Raw genomic sequence first — 13,634 nt, forward strand, 5'->3', positions numbered from 1 at the left:
TGCGCCCCGGCGCCGCCATGGGTACAACTATTGGATATCTTTCAAGGAAAGGAGCCTGACATGCCCTCAAGAATGCCCGCCCTCTTTCTCGGACATGGAAACCCGATGAACGCGCTGGCCAGCAACGACTATACCGAAGGGTGGCGCAGCCTCGGGCGCAGCATCCCCCGCCCCAAAGCGGTCCTCTGCGTCTCCGCCCACTGGTACCTCCCCGGCACCGCAGTCACCGTCAACGAAAGCCCCCGCACCATCCACGACTTCGGAGGCTTCCCCCCGGAACTCTATCGCGTGCACTACCCGGCACCGGGCGCCCCGGAACTGGCCCGGCGCCTGCAGCGGTTGCTCTCCCCCCTGGACGTGCGAGGGGACGACGCCTGGGGGCTCGACCACGGCACCTGGGCCGTGCTGTGCCACCTCTATCCGGACGCCGACGTACCGGTGCTGCAACTGCGCATCGACGAGACGCAGCCGGCACAGTTCCACTACGACCTGGGAAAGCGGCTCGCCCCGCTGCGGGAGGAGGGGATCCTCATCGTGGGAAGCGGGAACCTGGTGCACAACCTGCACATGTACGCCTGGGGGGCGCACCTGCCGCAGCCCTATGACTGGGCGGTGCGCTTTGAGAGAAGGGCGAGGGAATTGATGCTGGCCGGGGATCACGCCCCGCTGGTGGCCTACGAAAGCCTGGGGGAGGATGCCCGGCTGTCCATCCCCACCCCGGACCATTACCTGCCGCTGCTCTACGTACTCGGAACCCGGCAGGAGGGGGAGCAGGTCATCTTTCCGGTGGAAGGGGTCGACGGCGGCTCCATCTCGATGCTGGCCGTCCAGGTGGGGTAGCCGCCCCGTTACAGGCCAAGCGCCAGTTTCAGTCCCAGGACGCCGCCAAGCAGCACGAACAGCCCGCGCACCCAGCCGTGCCCCTTGTGCCGCCCGATCCGCGACCCCAGATATGCGCCGGCCACCGAACCGGCAGTGGAAGGGAGCATCAGTCGCGCGTCGGCCAGCCCCGCCGAGCTGTAGACGGCAACGGCGAAACAGTTCCAGAAGAAGGCGATCAGGTAGTAACAGCCTAGCGAAACGACCAGTGTCTGGCCGCGCCCCTTGGCGAGGAGCAGGGAGGTGAAGAGCCCGTTGCCGGATCCGAAAAACGATTCGTAGACGCCCAGCGGGAAGGCGAGCGCAGCGGTCACCCGGCGCGACAGCGCGGGCTCGCTCTCGCTGCGCCCCAGGTCGGGATTGAGCGCCACCACGACCACCAGCGACAGGATGATGCCGCCGATGACGCGTTGCAGCAGACGGGGGTCGACGCCCCGCACGATGAGGGTCCCGGCGTAGGCGCCGGCCAGCCCGGAGAGGATCATCGCCCTGATGAGCGCCCAGTCGATCCGGCGCCCCTTGAGGTAGTTACGGGCGGCGAGCAGGGTCCAGGCAGCGCCGTTTAGCTGGTTGGAGGCGATGGCCACCGGCAGCGGGAAACCGAGCGCCAGCCACACAGGCGTCGTGAGCATGGCGGAGCCCGCGCCGCTCATGGAACTGAGCAGCGAGGCGAGAAAGGCCACCGGCAGTACGATCAAGAAATCCATCTTCCCCCAACCCGCTTCCGTGCACCCGAAACGGCGGGTGCCCTGCATGCCCCGTCAAACCTGCTCCAGTACCTCGCGCAGCTTGGCTGCCAGCACGGGGAGCGAAAAGGGCTTCTGGATGAAGAAGAGCCCGTCATCGATGACGCCGTGGTGGGCGATGATGTCGGCGGTATAACCGGACATGAACAGGCACTTAAGGCGTGGATGCCCCTTAGTCACCGCGCCTGCCAGGTCCCGGCCGTTCATCTCGGGCATCACCACGTCCGTCATCAAGAGGTCGATGGAACCCGGCCCCCTCTGCGCCAGGCGGATCGCCTCGCTGGGCGAGCCCGCCGTCAGGACCACGTACCCAAGGCTCTCCAACAACATGGTGGTCATCTGCAAAATGGCCGGTTCGTCCTCCACCAGCAGGATCGTCTCCCGGCCGCGCGGCAGTTCCTGCACCTCCTCCTGCTGCACCCCGGCTTCGTCAACACCGGAATGCCTCGGGATGTGGATGGTGAAGGTCGCCCCCAGCCCCGGTTCGCTGATGACGTTGATGAACCCCCTGTTCTGGGTGACGATGCCATAGATGGTGGCAAGGCCAAGACCGGTCCCGGCCCCCACCCCCTTGGTTGTGAAGAACGGTTCGAAGATATGGCTTAACGTTTCCCTGTCCATCCCCTCCCCGTCATCGCTTACCGAGATCCAGACGTACTCCCCGTGAGCGGCTTCGGGGTGGTGCAGCCGGTAGGTGTCATCAACGCTGACGGTGCCGGTCTTGATGGTGATGTTGCCGACGCTTGCGATGGCGTCACGGGCGTTGACGCAGAGGTTGGCCATGATCTGGTCGATCTGGGACCGGTCCATCTTTACCGGCCAGATCTTGCTCCCGGGTTGCCAGCAGAGATGGATCTCCTCGCCGATCAGCCGCTGCAGCATCTTCAACATCCCCGCTATGGTCTCGTTCAGGTCCAGCACCTGGGGCTTGATGTCCTGCTTGCGGGCAAAGGCCAGCAACTGGCGGGTGAGGTCGGCTGACCGTTCCGCCGCCTTGTAGATCTCCTGCAGGTGCAGGTGGATCGGCTGCCCCGGCGCGGTATCCATAAGCCCCAGGCCGGCATGCCCGATGATCACCCCCAGCATGTTGTTGAAATCATGTGCCACGCCACCTGCCAGCCGTCCAATCGACTCCATCCTCTGGGCCTGTTGCAGCTGGTTCTCGAGGGTCACCCGTTCCTCCTCGGACCACTTGCGCATCAGCGCCGCACCGACGTACGCCGCGATCCCCTCCAGGTGCTGCAACGACTCGGGCGTGAAGCGGTCCTTACGGTGATCGTTGCACTGGATCAGGCCGACGATCTTGTCCTTGTAGCGGATGGGGACCAGTGCCAGGGAGGCGTACTTGCGGTGCATGCAGACGTTGCGCGGATTGTGGCGCGGGTCCTGGTCGGGGGGGAACCCCAGGAGCAGAAACGAGTCGTTGGTCCAGAAGCTCCCCCCCGGGGTGACGTTGGGATGCCCCTGCGGGACCTGCCCGGAGATGACCAGGCCGCAGGTGCATTCCAGGCGCACCTTCCCGTCCTGGTCCCTGCAGAGCCCGCCATCCGCCGAACGTTCCACCAGTGTATTTTCCTGTTCGAGCATCGCCTGCGGAAATCCCGACTGGGACCAATAGGGGTAGTCCTCCCCCTCCTGCAGGCGAATCCCGACTGCGGAAAAATCAAGCTTCACCTTGATCAAGTCGATGATGCGTTGCACCGACACCTTCAGGTCACCCGGCTCGTTCAGGACCTGCAGTACTTCCCTGCTCACCTCTCTGCGCGTCTCCGCCTGCTTGTGTTCGGTAATGTCCTGGTCCATCCCCCGGTACCCCAGGAAGTTTCCGTGCCCGTCGAAGTACGGGACGCCGCTGGTCTCCAGCACCACCAGCCGGCCGTCCTTGTGCCGGTTGGTGTTTTCCAGCCTGTGAAACGACTCGCGCCTGGAGCTGATGCCGGCGAAGATGGTCCTTATGCGGGACGCTTCCTCCTCGGGCATGAGGTCGAAAGGTGTTTTCCCGATCACCTGCTCCGGTGCGTAGCCAAGCAGTTCCTTCACCTGCGGGCTGGCAAAGGTGTAACAGGCGTTGGCGTCGACCTCCCATATCCAGTTGTGCGACGATTCGATCAGGTTTAGGTGGCGCATTTCCTTTTCCTGCAGCCCCCGGTGCATCCTCTCAAAGTAGATGAGGATCATACCGATGGCGATGCCGGTGGCAAGGACGCTGCCGATGAGAAAGCCCCAGGGGGCGAACCATTCTATGGGGCGCAGCAGCGGGTAGTCTGCCTGGTGGATCCCCCAGGCGATGAAGAGCCAGCCGACCACCCGGCTGGCGGTCTCGCCCTGCTCCGCCTGCTTCAACACCTGGATGCCGATGCGGATGTAGGTAAAGGCCAGGAAGGCGAAGATGGGGATGATGGTGTACAGGGTCGACAATCCCGCTGACACCGTGCCGATGGTCCAAAGGGCCAGCACTGTGCCGGTGCTGGTGAACCCATGCCCGGGGGCGGAGCCGATGAAATTCCTGGTGCCCGCCAGCAGGATAACCGCACTGGCGATGATGCAAAGGTAGTTGATTTCCTTGAAAACCAGGTTGGCAGGCCAGAGGACCGAGAGGATGAGAAACAGGTACCTGCAGACGTGTACTCCCCACGCGAATGCCCACAATTTCAGGAAACGCTCTTTGTAGCGTGAGTAAAGGTAGACATTAACCAGCGCCAGTACCGTCACCGAACTGGCAGTCGCTATCGCTGCAATGATTATCCAAGGCATCCACTACCTCTAACAAGCACTTCGAATCGGTCAGATCTACACGTTCTTGTAGCCTTCAAACAGTTGAATTAAGATACTAGCCAAATAAGGGCGAATTACCACCCTTTTATTTCATTCCGTAAGTGTTTTTAAAGATCTTTTATGGCAGGAGATTAAACTTAACTTCACTTTGCTGTGTCGGCAACCTCGCCGTACTGAGCAACATTGCGCAAATGTGGGGTGCACTTTATCACAAAAGTGTTAAGTTATTAGTAAGTGGAACGACAACCAGATCACCGAGGTTTCCCTTGCCAAAGATCAGAAGATACGCCGTCATTTCAATAGCAGTAATTGCCGTCCTGGTTCTTTTCATTGCAACGCTACTGCCCATCATCGTAAAAAATAAGGCGGTAGCGGCGATCGAGGATGCCACAGGGCGCGCGGCACGGATCGGCTCGGTCAGCATCAACCCGCTCACCCTGCACGTTGCGGTCAGGGACTTCGCCGTTGCCGAAAAGACGGGCCCGCCGCTGGTCGCCTTCCGCGCGCTGGAGGCAACCGTTGCGCCGGCATCGATCTTCAAAAGGACACTGATCCTCTCGGAACTCACCCTCGACACCCCGACCATCAACCTGGTGCGCACGGCCCCGAACCGCTTCAACTTCAGCGACATAATCGAGCGGCAACCCAAGGAAAAGCAGACCGAAAAAAAAGAGCCGACGCGTTTTTCCCTCAACAACATCACCATCAAGAACGGGTCCATGGATTTCGACGACCGCATCGTCGACGGCGGCAGGAAACACAGCGTCCGCAGCCTCAACGTCGCGATACCGTTCATAAGCAACAGCCCGTATCTCGCCGAAAAGTACGTCGATCCGCGCGTTTCCGCGGTCATCAACGGCGCGCCCTTCAATTTCGCGGGAAAGCTGAAACCGCTCAGCAAGTCCTTGGAAACCTCTGTCCACATCGGACTCAAAGAGCTGAGCCTGCCCCAATACATAGCCTACTCCCCCGTCAAGCCCCCTGTCGACTTCACCTCCGGCAAGCTCACCGTCGACCTCGACCTCGGCTATCGCATCTCCGCCAACCAAAAGCCGGAGCTGACCCTGAAGGGGCTGACCAGGGTGGATGGAGTCGCCGTCGATCTTCCGGGGGGGAAACCGTTGTTCCGCCTCCCCTTGCTGGAAGTGAAGGCGGCAAAACTGGAGGCGCTGGCCAGAAACTTCCAGTTCGAATCCATCAGCGCCGGCGGGCTTGAGCTTTTCGTCGAGCGCAACCAGCGCGGGGAGTGGATGTACTCGCGGCTCATCCCCCCGGCCAAGAAACAGGAGGAACCGAAGAAGGCGACCGAGGCCGAGCAGAAGACGGTACTCCTCGTCCCCTCTTTCTCCTTAAGCAAGGCGACCGTCCACTTCCGTGATGACCTGCCGAAGGGGGGCTTCAAGACCACGGTCTCGGACATCGAGCTCTCGGCGAGAAACGTCAGCACCGTGCCGGGAACGGCGGCTAGCTACCAGCTCTCGCTGAAACCCGACGACGGGGCAATGCTGAAAACCGAAGGGAAGTTTTCCGCCGCACCGCTGAGCGTCACCTCCTCACTCCAGCTTGCCGGACTCAGGCTCCAGCGCGCCTGGCCTTACCTGAGCCAGTACCTGACCGCGCCGGTGCAAGGCACCGTGGGATTGGCCGCGGAGGTCGGCTACAGCGAGTCCGCCGGCGTGACCCTACAGAAAGGGAACCTCACGGTTGCCGGTCTTGCCGCCCGCTACGGCAGCAAGGAAGGCTTCGACCTCGCCGCGCTGCAGGTGAAGGACGCCTCCTTCGGACAAAACGACAACCGCCTGGAGATCGGCGAGATCCGCCTGTCCCAGGGGAGCATGTCCCTGTCGAAAGAGGCCGACGGCAAGTTGTCACTCCTCTCATTGTTTGCCGACCAACCGGCTGCGAAGGCGTCCGCGCAAGCCTCGTCCCCCGTAGCTGGTTCACCGCGAAAGGGGGCCACCTCCCCCGTAGCAGCCTCACCGAGAAAGGGGACCTCGTCCCCCGTAGCGGGTTCACCGCGAAGGGGGATAACCTACCTCTTAAAGCAGCTCCAACTGGAGAAGCTCAACTTCGCCTTCACCGACAAGACCTTCGAGGAGCCGCCGCGCTTCACCCTGCGCAACACGAACCTGACCCTCTCGAACCTGCAGGGGCCGAAGTTCGCGCCGGCGCCCCTGCGCTTCTCCGCGACCTACGGCAAGGGGGCCGCCCTCAAGTTGAACGGCACGGTTACCCCCGCTCCCTTCCGCTACCGGGGGAGCGTCGGCATCGCCCGGCTCCCCATCGCCGATTTCGAGCCGTATTTCCCCGACACCTTCAATTTTTCCGTGATCGGAGGCTCACTCGACACCACGCTGAACCTCGACCTCGCGCTGAAGGACGGCAAGGCCAAGGGGAGCTTCCGGGGGAACGCGGGTGTGCGCGACTTCCACAGCATCGACGCCGTCGGCGATCAGGACCTCCTGAAATGGGAGAGCCTGCAGTTCGACGAGTTCCAGGGCAACTTCGATCCCTTCGTGCTGAACATCCGCGAGGTCGCTCTCAACGACGTCTACTCCCGCATCATCATCAGGAGGGACGGGACCCTCAACCTTCAAGACATGGTGAAGAAGGGGCCGGCCGCGCCTCCTGCACCCCTCCCGGCAACGGTCCAGGCTCCCGCGCCAGCCGGTGTGAAACCGGCGCCGGCAGCCGCCACTGTTGCCGCAGCGCAGGCACCCGCAGCACAGCGACAGGTCTCCGTCGGCAGCGTCACCATCCAGAACGGGACCCTGGCCTTCACGGACAACCACCTGCCCCAGACCTTCAACAGCACCTTCTACAACCTGGGCGGGCGGGTCAGCGGGCTTAGCTCCGAGGAAACGAAGTTCGCGGACGTCGACCTGCGCGGCAACTTGGAAAACCACTCGCCGATGCAGATCACGGGGAGGCTCAACCCGCTGCGGGACGACCTCTTCGTCGACCTCAAGGTCTCCTTCCGCGACATCGAACTCTCCCCGGTGACACCGTACTCCGGCACCTATCTCGGGTACGCCATCGACAAGGGAAAGCTGTTCCTCGATCTCAAGTACCTCATCGAGAGAAAGCAGCTCACCTCGGAAAACAAGGTGTTCATCGACCAGTTCACCTTCGGCAAGAAAGTGGACAGCAGCCAGGCCACCAGCCTCCCGGTGCGGCTCGCCGTCGCCCTGCTGAAAGACCGCAACGGGGAGATCCATCTCGACCTGCCGGTCACCGGGCGCACCGACGATCCGCAGTTCAGCATCTGGCGCCTGATCGGGCAGGTGCTGAAAAACCTGCTGGTGAAGGCGGCCACGTCCCCCTTTGCCCTGCTCTCGTCGCTTGGCGGCAGCGGCCAGGATTTCAGCGTCATCAACTTCCAGCCCGGCTCCAGCGAACTGCCGGCGGACGAAGAAAAGAAGCTGACCCAGTTGGCCAAGGTCGTCGCTGACCGCCCGGGGCTCAAGCTCGAGATCAAGGGATTCGTGGATAAGGGTAAAGATCCGGAGGGGTATCGCCAGGAACTCTTGACCCGCAAGGTGAAGAACGAGAAGTTCCTCCACCTGGTCAAGGAGCAGCAGACCAAGGAAGGGGAGAGCAGCGAGAACGTGCAGCTCTCCGCGGAAGAATATTCGAAGTACCTGAAGGCGGTCTACAAGAAGGAGAAGTTTCCCAAGCCGCGCAACGCCCTGGGCATGGTGAAGGACCTCCCCGACAACGAGATGAAAAAGCTGATCGTCGCCAACACGGTGGTCGGGGAAAACGAATTGCAGTCGCTGGCGCGCGAGCGCAGCGCCAACGTGATCAAGTACCTGGTTGCCAAGGGGGGGCTGCCGCCGGAAAAACTGTTCCAGGCGAGCGACAACATCTACAAGGCACCCGAAAAAGAAACCGCCAACCGCAGCCGCGTCGAATTCAACGCCATCGCGAGATGAAGCAGAGGACGGGGCTTCGCATGGGCCGGACCTGGAACTGGGCCTGGAGCCGCACAGCATTCTACATCCGGAGCGCTTTGCGCTGACCCGTGCGACAGCTGCCAGCGGCGCTCCAGTCTCGACGGTTCAACGGGCTCCCCCTGCCGGGCCAAAGCCGCGCAAGGGCGCTATCGTTTCTTTTTCTTTTTCCGGCCCTTCCTGGCATGATCGCCATGGCCGTGCGGCGGCTCGACGGTTTGCTGCTGATCGCTCTTCATGAACATGAACGGTATGATGACGACGGCGAAAAACGCCAGGATGGCGGCCAAAGCGATTAGTGGTGTCGACATAACTTCCCCCCTCTTTTCAATAGGCAAACTTGATCCACAGGCAGCCCGTCAGCCGCCTGCAATCCCTGTCCTCACACGGAAGGCGGGGTTGCCGCCTTCTGTTTTCTACCTTTCCTCAAGCTGTTGCGCGCATCTTCGGCCAGTTTCAGATAGCTCTCCCTGATCGTCTCCAGATCCTTCTCATCCAGTTCCTCCATGTTGAGGAGCGCGTTGTTCGCCCCCTGCAGTGACCGGATGATCTCGTCCAGCTTGAGCTGAGTGGCCGCGGAATCGCGGTTCTGGGTGTTCTGGATCACGAAGACCATCAAAAAGGTGATGATCGTGGTGCCGGTATTGATGACCAGTTGCCAGGTGTCGCTGAACTTGAATATAGGCCCCGTGACCGCCCAGACCACGATGATCGCCAGGGCGAATATGAAGGAGGACGGGTGCCCCGAGGTGTGTGAGGCCCAGGTGGCGAAGCGGCTGAAACGGGACATGTGGTGTTCCATGACTCCTCCAGTTCGTTCATTTGGCCGGAGCGGCCTGACGCCCGACTCCCAGGCGCGCGATTACTTGCCTCTTCGCCTTGTTGCAGCCGGAGGTTTGGCGGCGGGGGCGCTCCCCGGCCCGGCAGTCTCGCCACTCCTGAAATTGCCGCCGGCCTCCCGGTCGCGGCGGACGATAGCCGCCACCTCTTGCTCGGTCAGATCCGGATCTTTGCGCGCATCGGCAACCACCCAAAGGCCGTCCCGCTGCTCGCACCTGATCACGAAGGCCCATTGCCGGGACTGATCATCGGAGAGGATGATGTGCTGGACAGGCATCCCCTCGGTGAGGTTGGGGTCGACGGAAGGATCCTTCTCGTGTACCCGGAAAAACAGGGAAGGGATCCCCGTTTTACCGAACAGCTTTTCCCGCAGCCCCATCGCCTGTTCTTTCGTGTAACGGGTCCGGGTGGCGCGGTACAGGTCGTTCAAAGGGCCGCCGTTGGCAAGAGCCAGGATGTACTGACTGGCGGCGCTCCCCGGCCCGTAAGCGGACCCGACCCGGCTCTCCGGCAGTTCGGAAACGAACGAGATGCGGTAGGCGACCGGCGTGGTGCTGTCGGTGCTGAGCCGGATGAATCCCCGCCGCACCTTCCGGATCCGGGCCAGGTCCGTTACGGAGATCATCGACGTCTCGACCAGCTTGGCGCCCTTTTGCGGCGCGACACTCTTGCGGGACCAGACCCCTGGAACGGAATCATTGCCCGGCACCGCGATGGCGTCCTCAATCAGCAGGGGTCCGGTCGATCCTATGCGGATGTAACCGGGTCCATCGTCGGCGGCGACAACGTACCAGCTCTTCATGCCGGTCACGATCACGCCATCCGCAGGTCCCCCCCCTGCCTTCAGACCCTTGGCGGTGGAAAGCGAGTTGTTGGCTGTGGTAACGGTGAGCGGCTGCCCGGCAGCCCCCGGAGGAGTCACCGCCTCGTCCGCCTCTACCAGTATCCCCGGCTCCAGCCACCACGCCGTCTCCGCGAGAACCGGCAGAGATGAGGAGAGCGTGAGCACGGTCGCCGTCACAACATTGAGCATCCACTTTTTCATAATCCCCCCCTACCCCGTGATTTACGCATGGTGCGTCCACCCGCCTTCGGCAGGCGCAGCATACCACGCGAAGTTAACCACTATCAATGTAAATGTATCAACTCCCCCATCATCCCTTCCCGCAGCGCTCTCTGTCTCCGTGGACATCGCCCCCGAGCCGGATATACTTGCCGCGTTTCTCAGCTACCCAATCCGGATCCGCCGGGAGGTGCCATGATCAGCAGGAGAGCTTCGCTTTCAAAAACCTCAGCCGCGCTCTGTGCCATTGCCGTTTCCCTCTGCTCAGCCGCCTGCGCCGGTACCAGTGAGGCCGCGGCGCCGCCCCGCACTGCGTTCCCCGCCAAGCTCGCCCTGACCGCGGTAGCCAAAGGGCTCAAGCAGCCGACCGCCATCGTCAACGCCAGGGACGGCAGCAAGCGCCTCTTCGTACTGGAACAGCAGGGCAAAATCAGGATCATCCGCAACGGCACTCTCGCCCCCGCCCCCTTTCTCGATATCACCTCGCTCGTGAAGTCCGGGGGGGAGCGGGGGCTGCTGGGGCTCGCCTTCCCCCCCGACTTCGCCTCCAGGAAAACCTTCTACGTCGACTACACCAACAAAAGCGGCATCGGCAATACGGTCATTGCCAGCTTCAAGGCCGGCAACCACCCCGACGCCGCCGATCCTGCCAGCCGCAAGGAACTGCTCACCATCGTGCAGCCCTACGCCAACCATAACGGCGGACAACTCGCCTTCGGCCCGGACGGACTGCTCTACATCGGCATGGGCGACGGCGGCAGCGGCGGCGACCCGCACGGCAACGGGCAGCGGCTCGACACCCTGCTCGGCAAGATACTGCGCATCGACGTCAGGTCGGACGCGGCTCCGTACCAGCTCCCCAAGAACCCCTTCGGCAACGAGATCTGGGCCTACGGCCTGCGCAACCCCTGGCGCTTTTCCTTCGATCGCGGGACCGGAGATCTCTACATCGCCGATGTCGGGCAGGATGAGGTGGAGGAGATCGACTTCCAGCCCGCGGGCTCCGGGGCAGGCGCCAACTACGGCTGGAACGTCATGGAAGGGGACCGCTGTTTCAAGAAGCCCGGCTGCACGAAGTCCGGCCTCACCCTCCCCGTCGCCGTCTACCGCCATGGCGAGGGGAATTGCTCCGTTACCGGCGGTTACGTCTACCGGGGGAAGATAGAGCAGCTGCGCGGCATCTACCTGTACGGGGATTTTTGCAGCGGTCGTATCTGGGGGCTGCGCAGGGGCGGCGGAAAGTGGCAGTCCAGGCTGCTCCTCGATACCCCCTACGCCATCTCCACCTTCGGCGAGGACGAAGATGGAGAACTCTACCTCGCCGACTACGGCAGCGGCACCATCTACCGGATCGGAGCGCCTTGACCTCTCACCCCGGGGCTCGCTTTCGCGCGTACCATATTGCAGTGAAGGGGGATTCCGTGTACAACGTAGCGATCCACAGATCATGATCCCGGAGAAAAGATGTCCTTACGCAGCCTGCGCATCCTCGCCGCCATCGCCAGCAAGGGAACGTTCGCCGCCGCGGCGGAACAATTCCACCTGACCCAATCCGCCGTCAGCCTGCAGATGAAAAACCTGGAGGAGGAGCTGGGCGTGCCTCTTTTCGAACGGCTGGGCCGGGGCACCAAGCTGAACCTGAACGGCAAACTAGTGGTGGAACGGGGCCGGGAGATCCTCGACCTCTACGATGGCATGAAGACCGAGCTGTCACCTTCAGGCGCCATCAAGGGAGTCCTGACCCTCGGCGCGGTCCCCACCGTCATCACCGGTGCGCTCCCTCCAGTCCTCGGTCGCCTGCGCAGGGACCACGAGGACATGCAGGTGAGAGTCGTCTCCAGCCTCTCCGCGGAGCTGGCGCGGCAGGTGGAGGAGGGGGACCTCGACGCGGCGCTCACTACGGAGCCGCCGTTTTCCATCCCTGAGCACTACCAGTGGCGGGTCTACGATGAGGAACCCTTCTTCGTCGTCGCCCCCAAGGGGGCCACGCCCGCAACCGTCGCGGAACTTTTCAGTACCTACCCTTTCGTGCGTTTCGACAGGACGGCCTGGGCGGGTGCCCTCGTGGACGGTCAGTTGCTGGCGCAGGGAATCCGCCCGCGCGAGGTGATGGAGTTCGATTCGCTGGAGGCCGCGATGAGCCTGGTGCAAGAGGGACTGGGGATTGCCGTGGTGCCGCTCAACCGGCGGAGGTTCAAGGAGGCGCAAAGGCATTTCACTCTGACCCCGTTCGGGGCGCCTCAGTTGGTGAGGAGGGTCGGGATGTACCAGAAGCGCCGCCATCCGCGCCTCGCGCTGACGCACCTGGTGTTGGAGGAGTTGTGCCGGGAGTGCGGATACATAAAAAATACTTGAACTTCACCAAAGAAATATGAACTTTTCAGCTGTATGACCCCGTGCTACTCTGCTTCCACCACCGCCCGGAAGGAGAGTAGCTTGATCACCATAGTGAATGCCCTCACCCCCGTGCTGTCCCTCATCCTGCTCGGTTTCGTGATCAGGCGCAGCGAGTTCATTTCCCCTTCCTTCTGGCCCTCCGCCGAGAGACTCACCTATTTCCTGCTGATGCCCGCCGCCCTCATCCACAGCCTGGCGGGGAAGAACATCGGCTCGCTCCCCTGGTTCGGCATCCTGGTCAGCGTCGAGGGGGTCGTCGCCGCCAGCGCCCTCCTGGTCGTCGTGTGGGGCGCCGCCAACCGGGGCATGGGAGGCGGTGTCTTCACCTCGCTGTTCCAGGGAAGTGTCCGATTCAACACCTTCGTGGCGCTGGCCCTGGCGGAAAGCCTTTTCGGCAGGGATGGCCTCTTCCTGGCGGCCCTGGGGGCGGGCTTCATGATCGTGCTCATCAACGTGCTGTGCGTCTCCGCCTTCTCGCTTACCGTCGGCAGCGGCGGCGGGGTCGATCTCAGGCGCCTGGGCACCGACCTCCTGCACAATCCGCTGATCATCGGCTGCGTCCTGGGAATCGGCCTCAACGCGTCGGGGTGGCAACTTCCCGCCGCTCTGGACGGAACCCTTGCCCTCGCCGGGAAAGCGGCCTTCCCGGTGGGGCTCATGGCCGTGGGGGCGGCGTACCGGGCCGGCAACCTGGCCCTGCACTGGCAACCGCTGGCGGTGAGCTGCGGCATCCAGTTCCTGTGCAAGCCCGTGCTCGCCTGGTCGCTCACCACGGCGACCGGCCTTACCGGCGCGGCGGCGGGTGCGGTGCTGCTCCTTTTCAGCGTCCCCACCTCGCCTGCCTCCTACATCCTCTCCCGGCAGATGGGTGGCGACCATGACAGCATGGCCTCCATCATCACCGCCCAGACCTGCCTCTCCTTCGTCACGCTCCCAGTCACGGTCTGGATGCTCCTCTGACACCTCACGCAAAACGGGCGT

The 13,634-nt window shown here is 62.8% G+C and carries 10 protein-coding genes; 5 read left to right on the forward strand and 5 right to left on the reverse strand.

What is annotated here, in order from left to right:
• The first annotated feature begins 60 nt into the window (after positions 1-60).
• A complete protein-coding gene (gene ygiD / locus KP001_RS13610; protein WP_217286159.1) occupies positions 61-840 on the forward strand; it encodes a 4,5-DOPA-extradiol-dioxygenase in 780 nt (259 codons plus the stop codon).
• An 8-nt stretch (positions 841-848) separates the two neighbouring features.
• On the opposite strand, the gene KP001_RS13615 is transcribed toward ygiD, so the two are convergent.
• Together KP001_RS13615 and KP001_RS13620 are read right to left on the reverse strand one after the other, a co-directional pair.
• A complete protein-coding gene (locus tag KP001_RS13615; protein ID WP_217286160.1) occupies positions 849-1,586 on the reverse strand; it encodes a sulfite exporter TauE/SafE family protein in 738 nt (245 codons plus the stop codon).
• Positions 1,587-1,640: 54 nt separating this feature from the next.
• Positions 1,641-4,379, reverse strand: a complete 2,739-nt coding sequence (locus KP001_RS13620) for a PAS domain S-box protein (protein ID WP_217286161.1) — start codon at positions 4,377-4,379, stop codon at positions 1,641-1,643.
• Between the two features lie 287 nt (positions 4,380-4,666).
• On the opposite strand from KP001_RS13620, the gene KP001_RS13625 reads away from it, so the two are divergent.
• Positions 4,667-8,335 (forward strand): DUF748 domain-containing protein, encoded by a 3,669-nt coding sequence (locus KP001_RS13625; protein WP_217286162.1) that lies wholly within the window; start codon positions 4,667-4,669, stop codon positions 8,333-8,335.
• Positions 8,336-8,502: 167 nt separating this feature from the next.
• Here the strand turns inward: KP001_RS13625 and KP001_RS13630 are convergent, their stop codons facing one another.
• The 3 genes from KP001_RS13630 to KP001_RS13640 form a co-directional block, all read right to left on the reverse strand.
• Positions 8,503-8,664 carry a hypothetical protein gene (locus KP001_RS13630; RefSeq protein WP_217286163.1) on the reverse strand — a complete coding sequence of 54 codons (162 nt, stop codon included), beginning with the start codon at positions 8,662-8,664 and terminating at the stop codon, positions 8,503-8,505.
• Between the two features lie 71 nt (positions 8,665-8,735).
• The gene (locus tag KP001_RS13635; RefSeq protein WP_217286164.1) at positions 8,736-9,155 is read right to left on the reverse strand and encodes a low affinity iron permease family protein; all 420 of its coding nucleotides are present in this window, start codon (positions 9,153-9,155) and stop codon (positions 8,736-8,738) included.
• A gap of 60 nt (positions 9,156-9,215) precedes the next feature.
• Positions 9,216-10,238, reverse strand: coding sequence for a hypothetical protein (locus KP001_RS13640; RefSeq protein ID WP_217286165.1), 1,023 nt, complete (start codon positions 10,236-10,238; stop codon positions 9,216-9,218).
• A 213-nt stretch (positions 10,239-10,451) separates the two neighbouring features.
• On the opposite strand from KP001_RS13640, the gene KP001_RS13645 reads away from it, so the two are divergent.
• The 3 genes from KP001_RS13645 to KP001_RS13655 all read left to right on the forward strand — a co-directional run bounded on the left by KP001_RS13645 (position 10,452) and on the right by KP001_RS13655 (position 13,613).
• Positions 10,452-11,621, forward strand: a complete 1,170-nt coding sequence (locus KP001_RS13645) for a PQQ-dependent sugar dehydrogenase (protein ID WP_217286166.1) — start codon at positions 10,452-10,454, stop codon at positions 11,619-11,621.
• Positions 11,622-11,720: 99 nt separating this feature from the next.
• Positions 11,721-12,611 (forward strand): LysR family transcriptional regulator, encoded by an 891-nt coding sequence (locus KP001_RS13650; RefSeq protein WP_217286167.1) that lies wholly within the window; start codon positions 11,721-11,723, stop codon positions 12,609-12,611.
• Between the two features lie 81 nt (positions 12,612-12,692).
• Positions 12,693-13,613, forward strand: coding sequence for an AEC family transporter (locus tag KP001_RS13655; RefSeq protein ID WP_217286168.1), 921 nt, complete (start codon positions 12,693-12,695; stop codon positions 13,611-13,613).
• The last annotated feature ends 21 nt before the right edge of the window (positions 13,614-13,634 follow it).

The organism is Geomonas subterranea, assembly GCF_019063845.1.
Classification (GTDB): Bacteria; Desulfobacterota; Desulfuromonadia; order Geobacterales; family Geobacteraceae; genus Geomonas; species Geomonas subterranea.

What these genes read in the sequence shown, in the direction of transcription:
- ygiD (WP_217286159.1), top strand. Translation starts at nt 61, where the DNA reads ATGCCCTCAAGAATGCCCGCCCTCTTTCTCGGACATGGAAACCCGATG.
- KP001_RS13615 (WP_217286160.1), bottom strand. Translation starts at nt 1,586, where the DNA reads ATGGATTTCTTGATCGTACTGCCGGTGGCCTTTCTCGCCTCGCTGCTC.
- KP001_RS13620 (WP_217286161.1), bottom strand. Translation starts at nt 4,379, where the DNA reads ATGCCTTGGATAATCATTGCAGCGATAGCGACTGCCAGTTCGGTGACG.
- KP001_RS13630 (WP_217286163.1), bottom strand. Translation starts at nt 8,664, where the DNA reads ATGTCGACACCACTAATCGCTTTGGCCGCCATCCTGGCGTTTTTCGCC.
- KP001_RS13635 (WP_217286164.1), bottom strand. Translation starts at nt 9,155, where the DNA reads ATGGAACACCACATGTCCCGTTTCAGCCGCTTCGCCACCTGGGCCTCA.
- KP001_RS13640 (WP_217286165.1), bottom strand. Translation starts at nt 10,238, where the DNA reads ATGAAAAAGTGGATGCTCAATGTTGTGACGGCGACCGTGCTCACGCTC.
- KP001_RS13645 (WP_217286166.1), top strand. Translation starts at nt 10,452, where the DNA reads ATGATCAGCAGGAGAGCTTCGCTTTCAAAAACCTCAGCCGCGCTCTGT.
- KP001_RS13650 (WP_217286167.1), top strand. Translation starts at nt 11,721, where the DNA reads ATGTCCTTACGCAGCCTGCGCATCCTCGCCGCCATCGCCAGCAAGGGA.